Origin of the sequence: Paenibacillus sp. P36 (assembly GCF_045866505.1) — a bacterium.
Lineage (GTDB): Bacteria > Bacillota > Bacilli > Paenibacillales > NBRC-103111 > Paenibacillus_E > Paenibacillus_E chondroitinus.
The window spans coordinates 2,982,261-3,007,999 of sequence record NZ_AP038372.1 but is presented as its reverse complement, the minus strand read 5'-3'; the positions used below and the strand labels follow the sequence as shown (position 1 = coordinate 3,007,999).

General features: G+C 44.5%; 15 protein-coding genes. 2 read left to right on the top strand and 13 right to left on the bottom strand.

The annotated features are described in order from the left end of the window. Positions 1-71: 71 nt before the first annotated feature. The 13 genes from galA to ACKTT9_RS13195 all read right to left on the bottom strand — a co-directional run bounded on the left by galA (position 72) and on the right by ACKTT9_RS13195 (position 24,171). Entirely contained in the window at positions 72-2,843 is a 2,772-nt protein-coding gene (galA, locus tag ACKTT9_RS13255; RefSeq protein ID WP_407871958.1) for a beta-galactosidase GalA, read from the bottom strand. A gap of 170 nt (positions 2,844-3,013) precedes the next feature. Next, positions 3,014-4,282, bottom strand: coding sequence for an MFS transporter (locus ACKTT9_RS13250; RefSeq protein WP_407871957.1), 1,269 nt, complete (start codon positions 4,280-4,282; stop codon positions 3,014-3,016). 15 nt (positions 4,283-4,297) lie between these two features. Next, positions 4,298-5,116, bottom strand: a complete 819-nt coding sequence (locus ACKTT9_RS13245) for an MBL fold metallo-hydrolase (RefSeq protein WP_407871956.1) — start codon at positions 5,114-5,116, stop codon at positions 4,298-4,300. Positions 5,117-5,329: 213 nt separating this feature from the next. Then, complete coding sequence (locus ACKTT9_RS13240) at positions 5,330-8,521, bottom strand: glycosyl hydrolase family 95 catalytic domain-containing protein (RefSeq protein ID WP_407871955.1); 3,192 nt, start codon at positions 8,519-8,521, stop codon at positions 5,330-5,332. A 243-nt stretch (positions 8,522-8,764) separates the two neighbouring features. Further along, complete coding sequence (locus ACKTT9_RS13235) at positions 8,765-11,971, bottom strand: glycosyl hydrolase family 95 catalytic domain-containing protein (protein WP_407871954.1); 3,207 nt, start codon at positions 11,969-11,971, stop codon at positions 8,765-8,767. A 15-nt stretch (positions 11,972-11,986) separates the two neighbouring features. Continuing rightward, on the bottom strand, positions 11,987-14,212 hold the full coding sequence (locus tag ACKTT9_RS13230; protein ID WP_407871953.1) for an alpha-L-fucosidase: 2,226 nt from the start codon (positions 14,210-14,212) through the stop codon (positions 11,987-11,989). Positions 14,213-14,477: 265 nt separating this feature from the next. Then, entirely contained in the window at positions 14,478-16,859 is a 2,382-nt protein-coding gene (locus ACKTT9_RS13225) for a helix-turn-helix domain-containing protein (protein WP_407871952.1), read from the bottom strand. A 130-nt stretch (positions 16,860-16,989) separates the two neighbouring features. Further along, complete coding sequence (locus ACKTT9_RS13220) at positions 16,990-18,561, bottom strand: ABC transporter substrate-binding protein (RefSeq protein WP_407871951.1); 1,572 nt, start codon at positions 18,559-18,561, stop codon at positions 16,990-16,992. A 73-nt stretch (positions 18,562-18,634) separates the two neighbouring features. After that, the gene (locus tag ACKTT9_RS13215) at positions 18,635-19,510 is read right to left on the bottom strand and encodes a carbohydrate ABC transporter permease (protein WP_407871950.1); all 876 of its coding nucleotides are present in this window, start codon (positions 19,508-19,510) and stop codon (positions 18,635-18,637) included. 14 nt (positions 19,511-19,524) lie between these two features. After that, a complete protein-coding gene (locus tag ACKTT9_RS13210; RefSeq protein WP_407871949.1) occupies positions 19,525-20,490 on the bottom strand; it encodes an ABC transporter permease in 966 nt (321 codons plus the stop codon). A 341-nt stretch (positions 20,491-20,831) separates the two neighbouring features. Beyond that, positions 20,832-21,761, bottom strand: a complete 930-nt coding sequence (locus tag ACKTT9_RS13205) for a metallophosphoesterase family protein (protein ID WP_407871948.1) — start codon at positions 21,759-21,761, stop codon at positions 20,832-20,834. 413 nt (positions 21,762-22,174) lie between these two features. Then, positions 22,175-23,161, bottom strand: coding sequence for a Gfo/Idh/MocA family protein (locus tag ACKTT9_RS13200; RefSeq protein WP_407871947.1), 987 nt, complete (start codon positions 23,159-23,161; stop codon positions 22,175-22,177). 32 nt (positions 23,162-23,193) lie between these two features. Beyond that, a complete protein-coding gene (locus ACKTT9_RS13195) occupies positions 23,194-24,171 on the bottom strand; it encodes a Gfo/Idh/MocA family protein (RefSeq protein WP_407871946.1) in 978 nt (325 codons plus the stop codon). A 128-nt stretch (positions 24,172-24,299) separates the two neighbouring features. Between ACKTT9_RS13195 and ACKTT9_RS13190 the strand changes: the two genes are divergently transcribed. Together ACKTT9_RS13190 and ACKTT9_RS13185 are read left to right on the top strand one after the other, a co-directional pair. Next, positions 24,300-25,181 (top strand): AraC family transcriptional regulator, encoded by an 882-nt coding sequence (locus tag ACKTT9_RS13190; protein WP_407871945.1) that lies wholly within the window; start codon positions 24,300-24,302, stop codon positions 25,179-25,181. Positions 25,182-25,226: 45 nt separating this feature from the next. Continuing rightward, entirely contained in the window at positions 25,227-25,682 is a 456-nt protein-coding gene (locus ACKTT9_RS13185) for a DinB family protein (RefSeq protein WP_407871944.1), read from the top strand. The last annotated feature ends 57 nt before the right edge of the window (positions 25,683-25,739 follow it).

Below are 25,739 nucleotides of genomic sequence, written 5' to 3'. Positions count from 1 at the left end.
CAGCCGGTTTTTTAGGATAAATGAAGGGGATCTCAATCGAGGAATACAGAGATTACACTTGGAGAGTCTTGCTAAGTTAATAAACAAACCGAACCGCTGATACCCGGCTTACTCATCTGCTTCGTCATATGAACAAGAACAGATAACGTAATCGCGTTCTTCCCATTCAAGTCAACCTCTCGCAACGGAATTTCCAATGTAGTCGGCTCAACGAGCGAAGCCACCAATAACAATTCCATATCCGCGTAGATTTCAACATCACCTTCAATTTCATTAAACAGAAGGGTGGCGCTACTTGACCTTTCTTGTTCCGACAAGCGCAATTGACTCCGAAACACCACGTACCCGGATATCCCTTTCAGCATATTCAAGGCGCCATAACTGACATCTACCTTTTCCCAAGTGTTCATATCCGTCGGATCCATAATCATGAGGGGATCAGGCCTTTCACGGTAAGGCTCCTGCGTTACATGCCAGTCATTCACATAAGTCTCCTTGACGGAAGGGATGTAAGGAGATTCGGCCGTTTCCTTCACCGGGATTACCCATGTCATCGGTGCCAAGCCAGCAGCTTCCGCTCGTAACACAATGGGGTCAGAGCCGGGGACGCTTTGCACAATCAGCTGGCAGCAGCCGGCAAATAAACTTCTTGCCTGAGCGGCATCAGCCTCGTGACAATTAGGATTACCGTTGCCAACGCCTAATATTTTGCCAGAACCGCTAAGCGTAAACGTTACAAATCGGCTATCTGTCGGAACAAAACGCTGCTGCGCATCGATCGCGTACAAATTAACGGCAATGGCATCCTTCCCGTCACCATAGAGATAGGGTTTCTGCAGTTCCAGTCGGAGTGAAGCTGTTTCTCCAGTCGTTGCAACTTCCGTCACATTCACAAGTTGACCGTTGTTGTAGCCTTCCATGCGCACGATACCCGGCTCATAAGGAACTTCCCACTCCAATTGCTTGTATAGGTCAACATGCTCTCTACTGATAAATTGGCCATTCACATATAAGCTCACTTCTTCGCAGTTGGTGTGCGTCATTACCTTTATTGGCTGCCCTTCACGTCCCTGCCAGTTCCAATGTGGCAGCATGTGAAGAATCGGTTCATCGAGCCAATATGCTTGATACAAATAGTACGCATCTTTGGGGAAGCCGCAGGTATCCATAATGCCGAAGTGCGTGTTGATGCTGGGCCATTCGTACGGTGTCGGCTCCCCACGGTAATCAAAGCCTGTCCAAACGAAAGTCCCCATAACAAAATCACGAGTAGCTACCGCTTGCCAGGCCTCGCGCACCGTAGCTCCCCAAGGAGCTTTCTCTTGATCGTAGCTGTCAAATACCTGCTTGATCGAATCGCCCAAATAGTTGCCGCGTGTCGAGAACGCACTCACGGTCTCGGAACCGATGATCGGCTGCGCCGGATGCTTCGCTTTAAATTTATCATAGCTCGCATGCATATAATTGAACCCTGTGATTTCCAGAATATCTGCTGTTCCGTCGTCCTCCATCACCCCACCGTTCAGAGCTCCAAGAACAGGGCGAGTCGGATCCAAACGTTTGACTGTCCGCATCATTCGTTTAACCATACGTCGGCCGATTGGCGTTCCTTGATGCGGCTCTTCATTGAACAGACTGTAGAACACCACACAAGGATGATTGCGGTCGCGGGTAACCATATTTTCAAGTTGGCGCAGACCTTCTCCTGAAGTTTCAAAATTGCGGTTTTCATCCATAACAAGCATGCCAAGCCTGTCACATATGTCTAGCAGTTCCGGTGTCGGATTATGATGCGCCGCACGATAGGCGTTGCTGCCCATCTCCTTAAGCCGCCGAATTCGGTATTCCTGCAACCCATCAGGAAGTGCTACACCAACACCGGCATGATCCTGATGGTTGCAGGTTCCTTTTAATTTCAAAGGTTGTTCATTTAGGAAAAACCCTTCATCTGGACAAATGCGAATCGTTCTGTAGCCGAAAGAAGTCACCGTAGTGTCATAAAGCTTTCCTTCTACTGTCAAAACAGAATGCACTTGATATAGATTAGGAGTATCAATATCCCATATGGCAGGATTGATTACGTTTAACTTCTGAACGACCGTATTTTTGCTGCCTGCGGCACACTTACTCTCCGTCCTGGCTTTTTGAATCACATCATTCTTAGCATTCTGAATATAAGTTGTTAATGTGTAATGCACATCGTGCTCCAATTCATTGCCAACAACAGTTTCAATATGCGTCTGCCAAAGTGTATCATTGATTTTCTCAGGTCTGACCCAGACCCCGCGCTCTGCCATGTGCAGCGGCAATTTTGTTGTTAACCAGACATGACGATAAATACCGGCTCCCTCGTACCACCACCCCTCGGCCTCTGTAGCATCAACGCGGATGGCGAGTACGTTGGGACGATCACCGTAATAGGCTCGATCCGAGATATCAACTGTAAAACTGGTATACGCGCTAAAGTTTCTTTCCAACAAGCTTCCGTTCAAATAGATCGAAGCTTCGGTTGCGATGCCGTCGAACCCCAACGTCAGTTGCTTTCCCAGATCCTCTGCGGGCAATCTGAATTTCTTCCGATACCAGCCGATGCCACGCGGTTTAAAGCCGAAATTGGGTACACCATTTTCCCGGTCGAATGGCTGCTGATACGACCAATCGTGTGGAAGCTGCACGGTCTGCCATGTCGAATCATTCCACTCCATGCCGGCGGGTCCAATGGCGCCTCCTGCTTTGGCCCTGCCGTAAATGCTGTTATGCGATTTGTTGGCAGGAACATCAACTTCACCAAGATGAAACAACCAGTCTTTATCCATGCTGAATCGTTGACGCACATCATTCATTCCTTTCCTCTTATGCCTACGTAATTAAGACCAAATTAGTCCCTTGTCCATTAGCTCAGTTCAATAATGCTCAGTATAATCAAATCGCGAGCCGAGATGAATGGGATAAACCATTTTAAAACAGTGAAATTCTTTGATCTTGTCTTCATATTTTATTCGAGAAAGCATGGTTATTCGGTTTTCGCAAAATCGCGTTCACTTGGTAAGACATTCATTTTCGGTTTGACATTTGGCCTGTACCATAATGCGATCAGCAGGAACATGAGTGCGCTGCCCAAATAAATGTACGTTATGCCATTAGGCAAGCTGACCGCTAAATAGACCAGCATAGGACCAAGTGCGGAGCCCATATCTGTCGCAACCGAATAAGCAGTCATAACCGTAACGACGGATGAAAAGCGGGCGACGTCCGATGCCAAAGCGTCCACTAGCGTCGAGACGGCTGTGCTTGCCGCCAAAACAAGTAAAATAACCGCGCACCACAGATAAATCGGAAGCTGCCAGGGTATCAAGGCATACCCGACCGCAGAGATAATCAGAGTGAGACAAAAAAGAGGCAGACGCCCTTTGGAGCCGTCAGAGCGCAAGCCTATCCATGAGGCAAGAAAAGGTTCCCACCCCCAGCGAGCTGACTGGAGCACGCCAGATAGCATCGTGCTTGTCACGACAATACCGAGCAACGTCATCGGCTGCGGATAGTTGGTTTCGATCTGCAAACTCAACGTGACGCTTAGAACAGTCTGGAGGAGATAAACGAAAAGTCCGGTTGCAACGATTTTAAGTACAGGCTTCTTCCAAATTACCGCCCGATTGTCGATACGCTCCTTACGCAGAAGAGAAACGTCGGACTGGTTCGCATTAGCACCGGAAATGTAGGCGGCGACATAAGGAAGCCCTAACAGCATAAACACCCCGAAAGCAATGGAAACAATCGACATCCCGACGAGTGGAACAAGCACACCGCCGATAAGCATGCCGACCAAGCTTCCTAGACGGAATATTCCGTTATATCGTCCCATCAGATGGCCGCGATTTGTATCATCCGAGTAGCGAATAACGGTTAAATAGCCGCCCATGCGCAGGAAGGACCAGGCGATCCCCCATAAGCTGCGGAGAACGAGCCAAATGATAAAACCCTTGAACATGCTGTAGCCGATAGTTGTCGCTGCTGCCAGCAGTATGGCCAGAACAAGACCTGTGCGCAATGACATTCTTTTATAAAGCAAACCAATCAGCGGGGTCATTGGCAGCCTAATAAAGCGGTTGATGGAAAGGAGTACTCCGACCTCCCATAAAGCATTGAGCCCGACTTCTTTCCAGTAGATAGGAAGTACGATATACAGCATGGAATCTCCGAGCAAACATATCGCGGTAACGATCGCAATAATCGTGACAGGACGCTGATTCTTCCTAAGTTGATCTTCGGATGCAATAATCATATTTTCTCCTTAAGCTTAGAAATGAACAGTAAGACCGTCGTACGCTACGCGAATGTCGTGAGGTTCGAAGATGGTCACCCAATCGTCATGAAGAAGAGCAGAATTGTGGGTGAAATGAGTGACAAAGATTTGTCCAGTATCATTAAGGATTCGTTCCTTAACAAATACATCGTGTACTTCCAGAATCGTGTCCACGTTCATATGATTGCTCTTCTGTTTAACTCCTGTTTTTTCATGCGTGCAGTCAAGTATCGCCATATCAATCTTCTTGCTCCTAAGCCATGACCAAGTATCGTCTGGAAACCACCCCGTATCATTTCCGTAGAGCAGAGTTTTTCCGTCTTTCTCCACAAAGTATAACAGGCACGTTTCCATAGGATCATGATCAGCAGGAAGTGGCGTTACCCAAGCTGATCCCACTATTGTTTTTTGAAAAGGCTTCATTCGATTAAAGCGGAATCGGGCACCTTCGAATTTCCCGAGAGCCTGCCGGGCATGGTACATAACAAGATCGTTGCCATGGATCCAGAGTGGATGTTCAATACCATGAGCAAAGCCTTCAATTCGGCTTGTCAAATCTCCCGGATAGAAATGATCATAATGCGTATGGGTCACCAGCAAATGCTCTATACGCCCCAAGTCTATTCCATCACGAAGGGCTTGCATTTGTGAATCCGCCGAATAATCGAACTTCAAAGTATCGTCAACGATAACGGAAGCTCTCGTACGAATGTTTTTTCCACCAAGCTGTCGAGCAGCGAAGCACGCCTCACATCTGCAAAATACGTTCGGAAAACCTTCAGACGCTGCCGTCCCAAGAAAATGAATTTTCATTGTTGCTTTTCACACTCCTTAGTTGTTTGAAGATTATCGCTTATTTTATTGATCATACCGTCACGCCTCCTTGCCTAAACATATGTCATCTGTTTTTTCAAGTAAACATCAAAAAAAGGTGATTTCTATAAAACTATCATCAAAATCTTTACAAATAAGCATTAATGACAAAAGGGAGCCACAAGAGGCCCCCTTTTAACCAAATCAATATGATTATTGCAACTTGACCAGTCTCCACTTCTGACTTGCCGTACCGTTCGCCGTCTTAATAACTACCTTATATTCCGCACCGCTTAGAAGTGTGTCCAACGGTTTGTTGCTTTGAACACCTACAATGGTATAGGTCCCATCCGCATTAGCGTTGAATTTCCACCTTTTGTTGGGTGATCCGTTATAGGGCCATATAATGGTATACGAATTATCAACCGTGTTGGCTCCGGATACATCCAGTGCTTTGCCGCTTGGGACGCCTAGCAATCTGAACGTTCCATCGCCATTGTCGCTAATATTCCACTGCTCGCTTGAAATACCGCTATCGGGCGACACAATGACTGGCGTACCATCCGCCGTTGCATTGCCTTTCGCTTCCATGGCAAGGTTCCCGCTGCCCACATTAATGAGTTTATACACCCCTCCAACCATAGCAGACTGGCTAAATTGGAACCAGTTCAAATGAAAGAGCGAGCCGCCAGTTCCTTTGTAAACGAGGTATACGTTCTTCACTCCCGTGGCACCCGTTATTCCGCAACTAACCGTTTGCCAAATTTGTCCACCTCCAGTAGACGGAACCGTACAAGTGCCTGCCAGCGTACCCGCCACACTACCTAAGCGGATCTCAATGGTCCCTCCAGGTCCGTTGCTCGCAACCCTTGCGGAAATTGACGCCGCACCGCTTCCAAAATCAACATTGTTGTAGACGGTGTAGTCGTTATTGTCAACCGATGTGAGATCATAACCTGTGCCTTTATCTGAGGCGCTCTCCAGTTGGACGCCAGATTGACTGTCATAGTTCTCTGCTTCAATTTGGTTGAACGCAGATTGACTACTTCCGCGCACGAAGGTAATCCGCGAATCAGTAAACGGATTCAGAAGTTGATTGCCGTACCGAATTACAGGTACCGTACCCGTCGGGGAATCGATTTGAGCGGATACAAGCTGCCCGTTCGCCCATTTTATGCTCAGCTCATACCCACCTCTAGCTTTCACACCGGTGATTTCTCCACTCGTCCAGGCGGAAGGCAGCGAAGGGAGAAGTTCAATTTCTCCGGTATGACTTTGCACAAACAATTCTGGATAATACGAGTTTTTTATTTGCCATTCGTTTATCGAATTATCAATCGGATAAACGTCTGCATTGGAGACCGCTTTATTCCCATCATTAAGTCGCGCCCACATAAACGAACTATCCGGATGAAATCCTCCTGAACCACGCATAGTTAGCGAAACTTTAGCAGCTTGAAATAAATCAGGTGTAACCCTTTTCGTAATTTGATCCAGGAAACCAACCCCGATGAGATGAGATGCATGACGATGACTCGGATCTACAATTGAATAGTCATTATTCCATTCTTTTATTTCTCCGTTATTTCCAATTTGATAAGGAAGCAGCTTCGGCAAAGCCGTTCGAATGCGATTCAACAAATCAACATCCGCAGGAGAATCTGCTTCCAGTATTTGCCCAGCTTCCAGCACATTTTCAAACAACTCTCGAATTAACGTCATATCGATCGTTGAACCTTGACTGACTGCAATGGGTTTTCCATCGGACAGGACATACTTCGTCTCAGGCGAAGTGGAGGGCGACGTCACCAGATAGCCTTCCTTGTTGGTAACGAGATAATCCAAAGCAAATTCTGCAGACCCTTTCATAAGAGGAAACGCCGTATCCTGAAGAAAGGATTTGTCCTGTGTAAACCGATAATGATCATAGACATTAAACATGAGCCACATGCCGCCTGTGGGCCAGATCGCCCACTCATTATCCCCCCCTTGAATACTTGTAATTGCCCAAACATCTGAAGAGTGCGGCACCATCCATCCGTCAAAGCCGAAATCGGATTGTGCGGTTTTCGCCCCGTTTACAGCCAAATTTTTAATATACTTCCAGAGTGGGTCGCCATTTTCAGCAAGATTCCCTGTCTCAATCAATGTATACATTTTTTCTACGTTTTCATTAAAGAAGTGCGCTCCTTTTGAGGAAGGATTCCACGAATAATTCCACATTCCCTGTTGATTGTGGGGACGATCGAATGTATTGGCTCTGGACGTGCATATGGAAACGTAACGGGCATACTGATAGGAGATCACATTGTCTTTGGCAACACCTGTATTCCCATTTACTTCTGTCCATAACCTGCGAAACAAACTGCGATAATCGGTCTGATGAGCATTCAGGAGCTGTGTATACGTTTTGGCAAAAGCCGTGTTCATAATCTCCGTTACGATTGGAGTAGGATTAATGCCGCCTTGGCTTGGATTCGGATTGGTGAATGGATCCTTGTAACTTGTCGCGTCAGCATACAGAAGTTCAATAACCGTAGCGCCCGAAATGTTCAAATTACCCCCAGATGCTGTAATCGTTCCTCCCGTTGTTCTGGCGCGAAGTCGGGCGTCAAACGTCATGCCTCTCCCGTTTGCCCATGTGTTTCCGTTCTCATCGTAAGGAGCTGTTCCTGTCATCTGAATCTCATTGCCTGATGAAGAGACCGTTCCGTGTGTGTTCATTTGCGGGGGCAGCGTCATCTTGGCCGTCATGCTCATCGGCTGATTCCCATCATTCGTCATTCGGACAACCATAACCCGATCCGGGTTGCTGGAAAATACTTCACGCGTATACGTCGTGTTCCCCACTTTATACTTTGTTGTTACCATCGACTTATCCAAGTGAAGCTCTCGATTATAGTCCGTGTATCCTGCTGTGTTTGGAACATCGAGGACAATGTTGCCAATCGGCAGGAATTTGGACATTGTCAGCGCTCCCCACATCCCTTTGGCTGCAGTCTCAGCTAATTTTAATTTTTCTTCACGATAGGTTACTGTCGTAGCTGTATCCGCTTCTGCCAACAGGCTTCTTGCATTATTTAGAGCTATTTTGCGATTTGGATTATAATCGTTGAAGGGTTCGCCAGCATGAAACGTTTTGTCATTTAATTGAAGAATTTCGGTAGCAACGCCTCCAGAAACTTTCGCGCCAAAGTAGCCATTCCCTACAGGTGCTCCCTTAAAATCCGTCCCGCTTGCCGGTGTTGTCCAATTGATTTTCAAATCATCCCAATTGCCTGTTTTCTGAACAGGCAGTGTTGTACTTCCTACATTTGCATAAGCTTGATTAGATGCCCCCACTGAAACTAAGCTTGTTACAAGCAGAGAACTGACTAGCAAGCCTACTAAACCTGCTTTTTTCATGATTGTACCTCCCGCTACTTGATATAATAACCTGACTTATCCATTTTACAATGTAAGCCCTTTCATTCACCTCCTTGCCCTAAATTACTCTGCCTTGATAGGTCACGTATACATTAAAAAAGAGTGATTTCTATAAAACGATCAGCAAATTCTTTTCATTTAAGCATTTTTAAGATTCAGGGAGAATCCATAAATTTAAAATTTAAAAAAGGTGTCCCAAGGGGCACCTTTTAACCAATATGATCATTGCAATTTAACCAGTCTCCACTTCTGACTCGCCATTCCATTCGCCGTCTTAATAACCACCGAATATTCCGTGCCGGTTAGAAGCGTATCCAACGGTTTGTTGCTTTGAACTCCAACAATGGTATAGGTACCATCCGCATTAGCGTTGAATTTCCACCTTTCATTCGGTGAACCCCCATAGGGCCATATAATCGTCTTCGAGTTGTCCGTCGTTGTGGCTGCGGAAACATCCAGCGCTTTGCCGCTTGGGACGCCAAGGAGTCTGAATGTGCCGTCGCCATTGTCGCTAATATTCCATTGCTCGCTTGCAGCGCCGTTATCTGGTGACACAATGACTGCCGTCCCATTTGCCGTCGCATTCCCCTTCACGTCCATGGCAAGATTGCCGCTCCCGACATTGATAAGTTTATAGACGCCTCCTACCAAAGCAGACTGGCTAAATTGGAACCAGTTCAGATGGAAGAGAGAGCCGCCAGTTCCCTTGTAAACGAGATATACGCTCTGCACGCCCGTGGCGCCTGTTACTCCGCAGCCTACCGTTTGCCAAATTTGTCCTCCTCCAGTAGACGGTACCGTACAAGTGCCTACCAGCGTCCCCGTCACACTCCCTAAGCGAATTTCAATGGTACCTCCAGGTCCATTGCTCGCAACTCTGGCGGAAAATGAAGCTGCGCCGCTTCCAAAATCAACATTGTTGTAGACGGTATAGTCATTATTGTCAATCGATGTGAGATTATAACCCGTGCCTTTGTCAGAGGCGCTCTCAAGCTGAACACCTGATTGGCTATCGTAGTTCTCTGCTTCAATTTGATTGAATGCAGATTGTGTAGCTCCACGAACAAATGTAATCCTCGAATCCGTAAACGGATTCAGAAGTTGATTACCGTATCGGATCACAGGTATCGTGCCGCTTGGGGAATCAATTTGAGCAGATACGAGCTGCCCGTTCGCCCATTTGATGCTGAGTTCATACCCGCCTCTCGCTTTCACACCCGTTATTTCGCCACTCGTCCAGGCTGTAGGCAGCGAAGGGAGAAGTTCAATTTCCCCGGTATGACTTTGTACAAACAATTCTGGATAATATGAGTTTTTTATTTGCCATTCGTTTACCGAAGGATCCGTAGGATAAATGGTTGCCAGGGAGGCGGCTTTATTCCCATCATTTAGTCTTGCCCACATGTACCCGCTATCCGGGTGGTATCCGCCTGAACCGCGCATGTTTAGCGATACTTTAGCTGCTTGAAATAAATCAGGCGTGCCTCTCTTCGTGATCTGATCCAGGAAACCGACACCGATAAGATGGGAAGCATGGCGATGACTTGGATCTACGTTCGCGTAATCATTATTCCACTCTTTAATTTGACCGCCAGTTCCAATTTGATAAGGAAGCAGCTTCGGCAAAGCCGTTCGAATACGATTCAGCAAATCAACATCCGCAGGAGAATCTGTTTCCAATATACTCCCCGCTTCAAGAACATTTTCAAACAGTTCTCGTATGACTGTCATATCAATCGTCGAACCTTGGCTCACGGCAATTTTTGTGCCATCGGACAAGACATACTTCGTTTCTGGTGACGTAGAAGGCGATGTCACGAGATAACCATCCTTATTAGCAACAAGTAAATCCAAAGCAAACTCCGCTGAACCTTTCATGAGAGGAAACGCCGTGTCTCGAAGAAATGTTTTGTCCTGTGTGAACCGATAATGATCGTATACATTAAACATGAGCCACATGCCACCCGTTGGGTAAATCGCCCACTCATTATCATTTGCGCCAAGCGCTGTTTTTGCCCACACATCGGATGCATGCGGCACCACCCACCCATCAAAGCCAAAATCGGATTGCGCGGTTTTTGCTCCGTTGATAGCTAAATTTTTAATATACTTCCACAGCGGATCGCCGTTCTCAGCAAGATTCCCTGTCTCAATCAATGCATACATCTTCTCTACATTTTCATTAAAGTAATGCGCTCCATTCGAGCGAGGACTCCACATGTAATTCCACATTCCCTGCTGATTATGCGGTCGGTCAAATGTATTCGCTCTGGAAGTGCAAATGGAAACGTAACGAGCATATTGATAGGAGAGCACATTGGCTCTGGCATCACCTATGTTCCCGTTCACTTCCGTCCATAACCTGCGGAACAAGCTCCGATAATCAGTCTGGTGGGCACTCAGGAGCTGGTCATAGGTTTTGGCAAACGCCGCATTCATAATCCCCGTTACGATTGGAGTAGGATTGTTGCCGCCTTGGCTTGGATTCGGATTCGTAAACGGATCCTTGTAGCTTGTCGCATCGGCATACAGGAGTTCAATGACCGAAGCGCCTGAAATGTTCAAATTGCCTCCGGTTGCTGTTATGGTTCCTCCCGTCGTTCTGGCGCGAAGACGAGCATCGAACGTCATGCCTCTCCCGTCCGCCCACAGGGTGGTTGGGTACTGAGCGTAAGCATAAGGAGCTGTTCCTGTCATTTGGATCTCGTTGCCAGATGAAGAGACGGTTCCATGTCCACTCATCTCATTCGGCAATGTCATCTTGGCCGTCATACTCATCGGCAGTCCGCTGTCATTGGTCATACGGACAACCATCACACGATCCGGATAACTCGCAAATACTTCGCGCTTATAAGTCGTGTTACCCACTTTATACGTGGTAGTCACAGCAGCTTTATCCAAATGAAGTTCTCGATTGTAATTCGTAAATCCCGTCGTATTGGGAACATCCAAGACAATATTGCCGATGGGCAGAAAGTTAGCCATATACGCATATCCCCACATCCCATTGGCAGCCGTTTCAGCTTGTTTTAACTTTTGTTCGCGATACGTTACTGTTGTTGCTGTATCCGCTTCTGCCAGCAGGCTTCTTGTACTATTTAAAGCTGTTTTGCGGCTTGGATTATAATTGTTAAAGGGTTCGCCAGAATGAAACGTTTTGTCATTAAGTTGAAGAATCTCAGTCGCAACACCTCCCGAAACTTTGGCGCCGAAGAAACCATTTCCGACAGGTGCTCCGCTAAAATCTGTCCCGCTGGCCGGCGTTATCCAATTGATTTTCAAATCATCCCAATTGCCTGTTTTCTGGACAAGCAGTGCCGTACTTCCTACATTAGCATAAGCTTGATTTGATGCTCCAACTGAAATCAAGCTTATTACAAGAAGAGAACTAACCATCAAGCTTATGAAACCTGCTTTTACTTTCTTCATAACATCTCCTCCTAGTTAGTTGACTTTCACAATCTTCCACTGCTGAAGTGTACTCCCATTCCAAGTTGAAATCCTGTTTACATACACAGGAGGGGTAAATTCCCCCTTAAAGTTACCGCTGCTTGTTAAGACCAAACCATTGGCACGATTCGTAATTTTATAAAATCCGTCTCCCAGATCCGCCAATTGCCACTGTTGACTCTCGCTGGCTGTCCACGTTGTTTCTTTCGTATTCGTGCCTGGTGCTGCACCGTCCAGTGTCAGACCATTGGTCCGGTTAAGAATCTGATAATATCCCGTACCGAGATCGACGAACTTCCATTGAGCATCATTACTGCTGTTCCACACACTTTCCTTCACATTCGAACCTGAAGACACATTCCCTCCTCCATCGAGCACCAAATCTGTCGTGCGATTTGCAAGCTTGAAGTACGTATTGGAATCCAGAGCTATCTTGAGTGAGGTAATTAAATCGTTATTGTAAGTATCGATGAGATTGTTATTGTTGCTTGTAAAGGTCCACGAAGTTCCGCTGTAATTGTCTTCTGCGTAGGCAGTTACCTTGTAACCTGACGGCACTTGGATGGAGGAAATACTATTATCTGCAATTCCAGCTGCTTGCAAAGTTGATTTTGTGTAATTGCCCAAAGAGAGAGGAATTCGATTTCCTTCATATTGCACATGTTTATAAAAAGTTGGACCCGACACTTGATGCAAATCGGGGATATTCCCTGTGAACGTTAGTTTTACCACATAAGCGCTTGCAGTGAATGGTTTGCTTGCCGGCATTGTAATTTTCAAACCTTCCTGATTTTGGACTCTGTTTGGCAAATTAATATAGGTGCCGGCAGTCTCTCCTAGCAATTGCACATTTGAAAGCGTATTCAAATTGATCTGATTTGAATTAAGTGTGCTTATGTTCAAATTGGCGCCATTCCCCGGCCACCCCAGAACGATGGCATATAACGTGTTGTTGTTTTTGTTGCGAGTGAAACGAATGTCCGTTTCCGTACCAACAATAGGACTTGAATGAATCGCGCCGCCAAGCTGTGTTGGACCTTCGCCATATTTCGTCCAAGCACGCATCGAGTAGATGCTTTCGCCATAGCGTTTTAACCAATCCCCCATCCCAAGCAAAATATTTTTCTGCTCCTGTGGAATGGTTCCATCTGCCATGGGCGCAATATTAAGCAGCAAGTTGCCATTTTTGCTTACACGATCGATGAGGGAATGAAGCAACGCAGGGGCTGAATAGTAGCTCATACCAGGCGTATAGCTCCAACCGCCGACGCTGTCATCCGTTAACCAGTAATTAGAAGTTAACTCTGCCGGCCCTCCTCTTTCATAGTCGACAACTTCACCATTCAAGTTGAATCCGCCGCTCGTTTTATAGGTTGCGACAACCTCTTTGCCCCAATCAATCGCTTTGTTATAGTAGTACGACAGGAACTTGAGCCGCTGCGCTTCATCAATCTTCGTTAAAGCAAAATCCTGCCAAAGAATATCAGGCTGATACGTATCGATAACTTCTTTCAATTTATCGTACCATAGTTGATCCTCCTGCGTTTTCGGCAGTTGACCGTATAATTTCATCAAACTGGGGTCGGATTGTGCAGGAGCGTATTGATAGTAACCGTTACTGTTATAAGCATGATGCAATGCTGTCAACAACTTCAAATTCTTGTTGCGGATCGCGGTTGCAAAAGTTCCAAGGAGATCCAGCCCGGGTCCCTTGTCCACCGAATTCCATTCGTTGACAGAGCTGTCCCACATCGAATAACCATCGTGATGTTCAGCAACAGGACCGGCAAATTTTGCCCCCGCGTCAACGAACAATTGCGCCCATTCGTTAGGATCAAATTGACCTCCAGCTGATTTCAACTTGGGAGCGAACTTAACCCAATTCCCATTCTTATCCTGTGCACCATTTATAAAATTGTGATACGGCCACGAAGCAGGAGATCCATACACACTAACATGGTGGTTGTATTCTTTACCATTTTGTACGTACATGTTACGAGGGTACCATTCATTTCCATAAGCGGGAACGCTGAACACGCCCCAATGATAGTAAATGCCAAACTTAGCATCTTGAAACCATTCTGGGGCAGCCATATGCTGATCAACAGATTCCCATGTGGGCTGATACGTCGTTGCTGCATGAGCATTGAATGGCGCAAGTAAGCCGCAGATTATAACAGTTGTAGCCGATACTGCCGCAAGCTTCATTAATTTCTTCATCAAAACATCTCCTTTTCATTAGATCTGCATTCGCTGCAAATTAACACTACCGACCTTTATCGCCCGTACCGTCGGTTATTTCGTACAACCAGCAGTCATTCAAACGTTTTTGTAAGCCCTTACATTCACCTCCTTGCCCCAACATATTGCATCTATTTTTTCAAGTAAACATCAAAAAGAAGTGATTTCTATAAAACACTCAGTAAATTCTTCCTATTTAAGCAAAAAAACCGCCAATTTGTTAATATAGGCGGCTTACTCTTATTCATGATGGAAATCCATTATCATACATCTTGCTTTCACTAGTCGTATTCCGCAATTTGTATTCAGACGTCGTGACCCCATACTTCGTCTTAAACATTTTATAGAAATAATTTTGATTCTCCCAACCAATTAAATCCAAGATCTCAGCCACGTTAGTATTGGGTTTGGTAATGAGTTCTGCAGCAATACTTAATCGATAATCCATCAACCATTCAGCGATTGCTTTGCCATGAACATTGCGAAATATTTTACCCAAGTGATATTTGGACAGGTTTAATAATAAAGCAATGCTATCCTGACATAACGATTTATCCATATAGTTGGCTTCTATGATGCCAATAACTTTACTCACGATTTGCTGATTTCGGTTTACCTTGGAATCCACCATGCTTTCAGCAATTTGACGAATAAGCACATGGAACTCGGCGTTGATTTCTCCAATGGTTTCCATTTTACTAATCATACGTACGAACGTACTATATTGAATATTGAACGTGGTCGATCCATTCAATTCAATTTCTTTGATCCGCTTATAGATATTAAATGCCAAATAATATAAGTAACTAATAACAATATCATAGGAATAATGATTTAAATAGGCGACAATCTGTTCATAGGCTTGAATTGCTTCCTCATATTTTCCATAAACAAGAAGCTCGTCAAATGTTTTTTCCAGTTGTAGCGGCGGTCGGAAGTCATCCGTTTTCATATGTTTTAACTCATCCGACGAGATGATCGATCCTTGTCCGAAAATAAACCTGTACTTGCTAAACTGAACCGCTTCTTGATAAGAAATGGATATATCCTGAAGTTGTTTGACCGAATACCCGATTACGCCTGTCATAGAAAGTTTTAGATTGCTTTGAATCCAGTTTTGTAGCTCTGCAATGATGAGACTAATATCGCGAAGCTGTTTCTCATAGGATTCGTCACATGCTTCCAGAATGAAGACGACTTCGTCCCCCAAATCAACCGCACAATTATTCGTGGAACGCGATGCTATTTCTTCCGCGGCATTCCCGATCGCATAACGAAAGAGTTGTTGATCTGCCGCGCTGTAAGTTCTTATAAATTGCTCATAACGGTCAATCATGAAAATAACGGCAAAATGGCGTTTATCAGCCAACAAGCCTATTTGATAATGATCGAGACGTGATTGCAGATCCGTAGGGTCATCATCCAAGGATTGGCTGACTAACCTTCGCAAGAACTCTAATTTCCTAGTGAAAAAGGCTGTTTTCTTATCGTCAATAGATACTTCGTTCTGTTGAATGGCCATCGAAATGACATCGCTTAAATAGCCAATATCATCCTTGTTTTCGACTGACGAAGATGGTAAACGAGGCAACGCTGAAACTTTACCGACCAGACCGCGAATAGGAGAATACAATCTTTTGGATACATAGAATACGATAAATATCCCAGGAATTAATATCCCTAAACAAAAAGCAAACGTAATCCAGCCAAGTCGCTCCATATCATGAAAAATAATGGAATAAGGGACGATATGAATAAATTTCCAATTCAAAGCCTCGGATGTCACATAGGTGATCAAATTTTTCTTTCCTTGAATCGTTGTTGTAAAATAGGCATTACTCCCGTTTTCTTGAATTGGTTCGAGAACAGCCGATTTCTCCTCTACCGATAATTGATCCATGTTTCCAAGAATCGGTTGTCCCTTCTCATCTAGTATCCATGTACTTCCTTGATTATTTCCACTAGAGGAAAGAGATTGAATTAAGTTTTTCAAATAGTCTACTTTCACGTTGACAATAATAGCGCCCTTTACGCGATTCGCTGTATCCTCATACTCATAGAAAATATAAGTCAAAACACTCATCTTCTGATTACTGTCAATATCCTTCCCATCAGCCGAAATAAAGACAGGGATTTTCCTTAATATAGGGTAAAACTTTCCTCGTGTTACCTGTTTCTTCTCATCAATGATAGAAACTAAGCCTTGATCAAAAAAAGAATCCCTGGTATTGCTGGATTGAAGCCAAGTTGAATAAAATTGATTGCTCGTACCATTAAACACATAGACGGAATGAACGAATTGATTCGCGTCCTTCAATTTGGACACATCTAACAATGCATCTTGGATATCTTTGTAGTCATTATTCGCATTGTACATAACCGACTGTACTCGATAATTGGTCAATAAAGATATCGCGAATGTTTTTGAAGCTTCGTTCAAATAAGTTGAACTATAGCTGATTTGTGAAAGCGCATTCGTATTTGCGCCAGAAACGAAGTTCACACCAATTTTTTGAAAATTAACATATAAAATATAAGAGAGCGCCAGTAAGATACAGATAAATACAAACGTAAAGGAAGTAAACATACGTATAAACATAGACCGAGGAAGTTTTAACTGGCTCACGAGCGCTACCCCCAATATATTTCTTGTATATCCATAATATAGTAATTCAAATAAATTGAAAAGAATAATCTACTATATGGTAAAGTAACCGCTCAATAGCTGGAATAAGCTATGAGCGGTCATTTGATTTTTACTTTTTATTTGCCTTGCGCCATTCATCCAGCTGCTTTTGAGCTTCCGCAGTAACTTTATCCAATCCCGCTTTCTTCAATTTATCGTTAATTTCAGCGATAACTTTTTCTGGTTCAGCAGTACCAAAATTTAGCAGCGAGTTCGTTACGCCATTGTACTGTTTGATAATTGCATCGATTTGAGCCATCTCGGTTTTAATGGGATCTCGATTCAAAACAAAGCCAATCAATGGGGAAACAATCGCTTCTTTGTTTACTTTATTCGTTTGCTCCCACACGTCTTTTGGCTGTCCTGGACGAAGGAACATATTAAACTGACTGCCGAATTCCCAATCCGTTCCCGGATTATATCCGCCGTTTGCCAACGATTCAATGGTTTTGTCGTCCACTTTTTTGTAATGTTTGCCGTCAATGCCTACACACAATAATTGATATAATTCTTTATCGGCAAATAATAGATCCAGAAACATCATCGCACGTTCGGGATTTTTGGAGTTTTGGTTAATTGCTGCCAAAGACGAAATTAAACTCGTATTTGAAACGTAAGACGGACTTAACTGAACATCGGTTACATCGTATCCTGCCCATCCTTTTGTATCGCCTTCATTGCCAGGCTTCACAGCTCCTGCTGCAAACATCCCATATTTCCCTGTTTTTTGTTCCGCTTTATAATCTTTAATCGTAGCTGCATCTTTGCGAATGTATCCTTTGTTGTACCATTCACGATTCATTTTGGCCAGTTCCATCGTTTCCGGAAGTTCATACAAGTTCTTAATTTTAAAATCATTATTTTTTACATTAATCACAAGAGGATTAGCTGTATCGCCCGTAACGGTGTCATACATAAGTCCAGTATCCATTCTGGAAAGAAGTTCAGTGGAAACCGATGCACCGCTTGTCGTAGGCACAATACCCGGTTCATTTTGCTTCACATTTTCCAGAAATGGTTCCAAGTCTCGCAATGTTTTAATCTTTGATTTATCCAGTTTGTACTTATCGGCTAGATCCTTTTTAATCGAAAACCCTTTCATCGTTGCCATAATCTGATAACTTGTTATCCCATATAGCTTGCCATTCACACGCGCCCCGTCAAAAAATTGGGCAGGAATGGTTTCCTTGATATGCGGACCATATTTATTCAGAAGATCGTCTAACGGCAGGAAAGCGCCCTTTGCCACATTGTTATAAAAATTATTGGTCCATGAAGCGGTGTACGTTAAATCCCAATCCTCGCCTGCCGAAATAATCACTTTCATTTTGTCATCGAAGTTACCCCAATCAATGGTGTTCATTGTGATCGTCGTATTGATTTTTTCTTTCGTAATCTTGTTCATGGCATCGATAACAGCTTTCTCATCTGGCTGCGGTGTACCCACTCTGTAGATAGTTAAATTCACAGGAGCAAGCTTAGCAGGACTAGACGCTTCTGCTCCGCTTTTCGCACTCTCCGCCGGCGAAACCGCTGGTGTAGGCCCTCCCGTTTTTCCGCTGCTGCATCCGCTAATTAAGGATACTGCACAAACAATCGAGAATACGCTTCCAAACACTTTCTTCATGCTCTTTGCTTTCATGTGTTTTTCCTCCCCTGAATCATACAATTTGATATTATTTGAAACCATACGGTATCAAACCAACGTTACGCGTTTAGCCTTTAATTGAACCGACTGTAATTCCTTTAACAAAAAATCGTTGAAAGAATGGAAAAATGAATAACATGGGACCTGCCGCAACGACCGCCAGCGCGAAACGAGCCGATTGGCTTGGCAACACAACAGAAGATGTATTCGCTACGGCCAGTGCACTATTTAAAAAATCAATGTTAGACATGATTCGGTAAAGCAGAAGTTGCAAACTGACATACTTCCCAGTGTCAATAAACAATAAGCTTAACCAATAATCATTCCAATAGATAAGCACTGAAAACAAAGCTATTGTTGCTAATCCGGATTTACTAACAGGAATAATAATGGAGAAAAATACGCGATATTCGCTTGCGCCATCCATTTTCGCGGATTCGATTAATGCAAATGGAATCGTAGACATAAATCCTTTCATTAACAAGACTAAGAAAGGGGTTACAACATACGGTAAGATAAGAGCTAACGGGGTGTCTTTTAGATGTAAAATCCGCGAAACGAGAATGTACCACGGCACCAAACCGCCACTGAACAAGAGTGTAAAAAAGATGAAAAATGAAATTTTATTCGCTAAAAAGAAGTCTTTTCTACATATCACATAAGCAACCATAGCTGTAACCAGGATGCTCAGCAGAGTACCGGTTACGGTTACAAAAATCGTGACCATATAAGAATTAATAATTTGTTTGGGATTATTAAAAATAAACTGATACGCTTCTAACGAGATTTCACTTGGAAATAAGGAGTACCCTTCTGTTAAGATGGTACTTTCTTTTGTGAATGATGCAGTGAGGACAAGCACAATTGGAATGATGCAGGCAATCGACGATAATAATAATGCCATGTGGATCATGAAGAGACTAATACGCGATTTGATTATCATTGAGAAGAACCTCCTTAGAACATGGCGTTTTCTTTACTAACCCTTCGAATGACGTAATTTGTAAGTAAGATAATGACAAGACCAACAATAGATTGATAGAAACCGGCAGCCGATGCCATGCCAATATCTCCATTAACCCTTAGAGCTCTAAACACGAACGTATCGATGATATCCGTAGTTGGATATAGGAGCGTAGAGTTCATCGTAACGTTATAAAACAGATCGAAGTTCCCGAAGAAAATGCGGCTGACTTGAAGCAGGACAAGCAAAATCATTAAAGGTTTAAGTAACGGGAGAGTAATTGACCATATTTGCTGCCAGATGTTTGCACCATCTATTTCCGCCGCTTCAAAATACTCAGAGTCTATGGAGATAATAGCCGTGTAATAGATAATGGCGTAATAACCGGCGTTTTTCCATAAATTAACTAGCACTAAAATATAAGGCCAATATTGCGGCTCGTTATACCAAAGAACAGGTTCCTTACCGAACCAGGACCATATCGTGTTTAGAAACCCGTGACTCATATCCAGAAAAGCAAGGCATACATAGCTCACGATCACGAACGAGATAAAATAAGGGAAAAATAGCGCCGTCTGATGGAATTTGACAAACTTTTTCGAGACTTGATTCAAAAGAAGTGCAAGAAGAACCGAAACGATTAATGTGGAAAAAATAAAAGCTATGTTGTATAGGAGCGTATTTCGAGTAATGTCCCAAGCATTGCTGGAAGTAAAGATGAATTTGAAATTTTCAAATCCACTCCATGGACTGTGGAGGATACCATCCCTGTAATTGTAATTTTTAAAAGCGACAATCAGTCCGTATAAGGGAATATAGTGGAAAACAAAAACAAAGATACAAGCTGGAAAAGCTAAAACCAGTAACTGATGCGACTGCCTAAGCTTCTTCCAAAAAGCAGGAAGTTTATGCGCTGTGGAACCTCCTCTGGCCTTTAAAGTAACAGGTACTCTCTCCATGTAAAACACTCCTCGTTTCGTATTTACCCTCGCTGGCCTGTTGTTAGCAGGTTGTCTTTGGTGTGACCTCATCATAGCCCGATACCTATCTTTTCTAAACAACAAGTATCTGGTTTTTCTATAATTCGGTATGTAAAAACGAGTGATTTCTACAGAAACGGCCCTGTAAGTATTTTCAAGTCCATTAATATAATAGTAATTAGGGTAGTAGATTTTTCAAATGATCATTTTTGGGGTTTATAAAAAAGAATTGAGGCGTGCGCGCTCTATTAAATGCTATACAAAAATACGGCGTTTCCCCCACATTGTGAGAGTAAACGCCGCATTTTCCCTTGCTTCATTTAAAATTTCAATTCCCTGCTTGATATTTTTGCTGATACTACATGACCCGCATTGGCATTATTGTGCCCCATTTCAAGCGGATCAGCGCCTACATACGTTGACTCTTTTCCCTTTATCGTCAGGAGTCCAGGCTCCAGTGTGATTATGGCATAAAGGGGTTCTTCGTAGGGAACAGATTGCCTGAGAATCGGATACATCGCTGTGATTTCCTCGGAATACCGCACTGTATTGAACTGAGACCCTAGATAATAATAAGAACTACTGTTTATATGAATGAAATAAATATTATCGATCACTTTAACGCCATCAAGATGATTATGGCCATTCATACAAGCAATCACTTTACGGAAACCCGCTAATTGATTGGCTTCTCGCAAAATCTCACGAAGTTTGTCGCTGTTATGAATACCGACATTAGATCCAACATATATCTCTTCCAGGCTTTGATGGCTGAACAAAATCGTAGGTTTGTCCGTTTGGGACAAATCCATCCTCAACCACGCTAACTGCTCATCCGTCACATGACTGACGGTATGCCCCTCTTTTGAATAATTGCTAAACGCATAATCCACATATTGACCGTCCACGCGGAAATAGTTGGCATCCAGAACAACGAAATGGTAATCCCCGCAGTCGAACGAATAATAATTGGATTTCATACCGAGAAAACTCATCATCATCTGTTTATCACATTTATCCATATCATGATTCCCCAGCACATGATAATTCGGCCCGGCAAATTGCTGCCATATATCAAGGAATGGCTTGTTTTCCGGAAGCGGAAAACAGAAATCACCTAACTGGATGATAAAATCCACGTCTTCTTGAATCGACTCGTCGATAAAGGCCTGAAGCCGTTCACTCGCTTTATACATCAAATCCTGATGAATATCAGTCATTAACCCAAATCGGATTCGCTCACTTTCCATACCTATTCCCCCAACAAGATAATTTCAGCGGCACGATAAAAAATGCCAGACTGCTCATTTTAATCATAGCTCCAATACCCCGCTCTTCTAAACATCAAGAGTATTGGATTTCTATAATCAAGTGTGTAAAAATGAGCGATTTCTATAGCTTGAGGAACTACAGGCCGCTATGCTAACAAATTCCGCCGTTTCCGCGTTCAAGCGGAACTACAGGACCTTATTTGACCGCCTAATCCCAATTTCTTCTGAAAAACGGACAAATAGCGGATCATAGTTCCCCTCCGTTCGAAAAAGAGACTATTTCGATGAAATAGCGCCCTGTAGTTCCCCTGACCAAGGAGGAATTGCTCGAGCGATAGCAAAAAAAGCCCGTTTCATCTAGTCCAAGGAACTAAATGAAACGAACTCGCTTCCTACATCGCCACAGGCTGACCAAGCTTAACAGACTCATAAGCGGCAAGCGCCACTTGCGCCGCTTTCAATCCATCCTCACCCGTGACCGGTACCTGCTCGCCTTGGCGCAGCGCCTTAACGAAGTCACGGATCATAAACGCATCCATGTTGTCTCCCCAGAAGGTGTATTGCCCTTTACCTGCTGCATTGCTGAACAGGTCATTCTTCTGCGCAAAGCCGTCCACGGTGATGACCCCCTGTGTGCCGACGATCTCCATCGTCACGTCTCCCCAGGTCGGGAACGATTTCGGACGCGACCAGCTCGTATCCAGAACCGCGAATACGCCGTTCTCGAACTTGATGTGCAGCATGCCGGCATCTTCCACTTCAAGCTCTTCTCTGAAAAGCGTAGCTGCATAAGCGTACACTTCCTTCACTTCGGACTGTAGGAACCAGTTCATCAAGTCCATCACATGCACGGTGTGGTCAAGAACGGCCCCGCCTCCCGACAAGCTTTTATCGATGAACCATCCGCCGGGATTCCCTCCGTGATTCGTCCCTTTAATCGCGACGATGTCACCGATGTCACCGCGCTCAATGGCTTCTTTCGCCCGTACGACTGCAGCCAGGTAGCGGCAAGGGAATGCTGTCATAAGCTGCACTCCGTTATGCTTGCAGGCCGCAATCATTTGCTCCATTTCTTCTTTTGTCGTGCCGAGCGGCTTCTCACAAAGCACGTGCTTCTTTGCATTGGCCGCATCGATCACAAGCTTGGCGTGGTGAACATTCTCCGAGCAAATGACCACAGCGTCCACATCTTGTGCGAGCAGATCGCGGTAATCCGCATAATACGGTACTTCGTGGCGCTGGGCAAGATCTTCAACCCGGCTTGTTACTTCATCGGCAATCCCAACGATTTTGACCTCAGGCAGTTCTAGTAAGCTATTAAAATAACTGAATGCATGACCGTGCGCGAAGCTAATCATGCCAATTTTCAATAAATCCATGATAAGTTCCTCCCTGATTGTTTGGCTCTTTTTTACAGCAGCACGACTTTGCCGGATTGAATCGAGTCAAGCGCAGCTTTGGCGATTCTTAATGCTTCGCATGCATCTTGAGCGGTTACAATCGGTTGGCTGCCGTCGCGGATACAACTCAGAAAATGTTCAAGCTCGATGTAATACGGATCAAAGAAGTTCGGACTTTGCGGAATTTCAACCGCTTTCCCCCCGCTCTCTGGAGGAGCTGCCTTGCGTATTTGCAAAGATTGCGCGCTCATGCTGTCCGTCCGGACAAGTCCCTCGGAACCTGCAAACTCCGCCGCATAACGGAAGGAGCCCGGATATCCCCAGAAGGCCTCCAAATTAGCCACTGCGCCGCTTTCAAAAACTAGCGTAACAAGCGCATAATCCATCGTTCCCTCACATTTGTTCATCCCGTAAACCGATTTGACCTCGCCGAGTGTCCAACGCATAAAATCGATGTCATGCACCATCAAATCGACGATTACGCCTCCGCTTTTGTCAGCATCCAGAAACCAAGGTCTGGCTTCTCCCGGATGACTGCCCACGCGCCGGGCATTCGCAACACCAACTCTGCCGATTTGGCCTGCATCCATCTGCTGCTTCATCTGCGCATATTCAGGGAAAAACCGCACGACATGACCAATGAATAAGCGAACCCCATTTTCCTCGCAGCAGGAAATCATATCTTGCGCATCTTCCAGATTAAGCGCAACCGGTTTCTCACAAATAACATGCTTCCCCGCTCTTGCGGCTTGAAGCACAACTTCTTTATGTACAAAGGTTGGTACTGCGACGCTAACCACGTCAAACGAGACCGCCGAAAGCATCTCTTCAAATGAACTGAACGCTGCCGTCCCTACTTTATTGGCAGCTTCTACCGCAGACTCCAACTGAACATCACATACGCCAACCAACTCTACACCGGGCATCTTTGCATAACACTTCGCATGCCACTGACCCATACCGCCACAGCCGACTACTGCTACTTTCATCTCTCACTCGCCCTTTCAATTGTTGTATACTAATTAAAGCAATCATACCGATTCGACAGCTTTTCAAAAATGACAAGGTTTGTCTTGTTTATATCCAAATTTGCAGTGATGATTAGGTGGTATTACTTATGGAAACGTTCAAAGAACCCATTTATTATCAGAATGAACATCTATGCATGAAGGTTTGGCAGTTCACCAATACCAATCCGAAGAGTCGACAGCTTGCGCAGCAATGGCATTACCATAAAGAGGTGGAACTGATTATCGTGCAAGAAGGTAAACTGGATATTCGTACGCCGGACAATCTTTATCACCTCTCTCCGGGAGAAGTCGTCCTTATCGGTTCTAACCAGCTTCATCACAGTCATAAGCCGGAAGACGAACCTCTCGTCTATATCGTGCTCCACGTCGATCTTCAGCCCTATTTTGATCCTGCGATGATGATGTATTATCGGCATTTTTCGGAAATGGTGCGCCCACTCGAGGACCTGAACTATATGTTTCTTGAAAATGAGCGCGCCAAGCAGGAAATCGGCCGCATCATCGTCGACATTCATGCCGAAATGATGGACAAAACCAAAGGCTATGAAATTGCTATGAGCATGCACATTAAACATTTGCTGTTAACGCTGCTGCGCCATGACCGGCGTGAGCTGCTGCAGCCTTTCGGCTTTGTGGACGCGGCCGTTATGAGGCCCATTCTCGATTATGTCGAAGCCCATCTAGGAGAAAAAATCGACATGGAAGAAGTTAGCCGGAGCGCAGGAATGAGCTATACATACTTCTCTAAATTTTTCAAAAAATGCGTTGGCGTCTCCTTCACGGATTATGTGAACCGGCAGCGGATTCGAAAAGCCGAGCAGCTGCTCATTACCAAAACCGACATTGTCACCGATATTGCCGTTGCTGTTGGGATCGAGAATATGGCCCACTTTTATGAGCTGTTCAAACGTTATAATGGCTGCACGCCGAAGGAATATGTCAGGAAGCTGCTGCGAGTGGTACAATAGAAACCGATCGCTTTTCATTTCAAATTATCAGGAGGATGGATTAGAATGCAAGATACCTTTTTATTCGGAGCATTGGACAGATACCGTAATCGATTACTGCAATTAGTAGAAGGATGTCCTGAGGACAAAAGAAATGTCGTGCCGGCTGGGTTTAACAACAGCATTCATTGGCAAATCGGTCACGTACTTGCGGTGACGGATCGCCTCATCTTCGCGCTTTCCGAACAACCTTCGTTAGTTCCGGCGAACTATATCTCCTTTTTTGGCAATGGCACAAAACCTGCGGATTGGCAAGAAGAACCTCCTGCGTGGGATGTGATCATCGCGCAGCTGAAGGAGCAGCCTGCCCAAATCCGTGAATCCTTGGGTGATAAGCTGGATGTTGCAGTCAAGGAGAATATGATGAAAGCTGCAACAATTGAACAGCTAATAAATTTCAGTATCATGCATGAAGCCAATCATTTTGGCATGATCTCCGCGATGATGAAGGTCCTGAAATAATCGAAAACAAAAAAAACAGCCGTTCAAAGGGTACTTTGGACAGCTGTTTTTTTATTG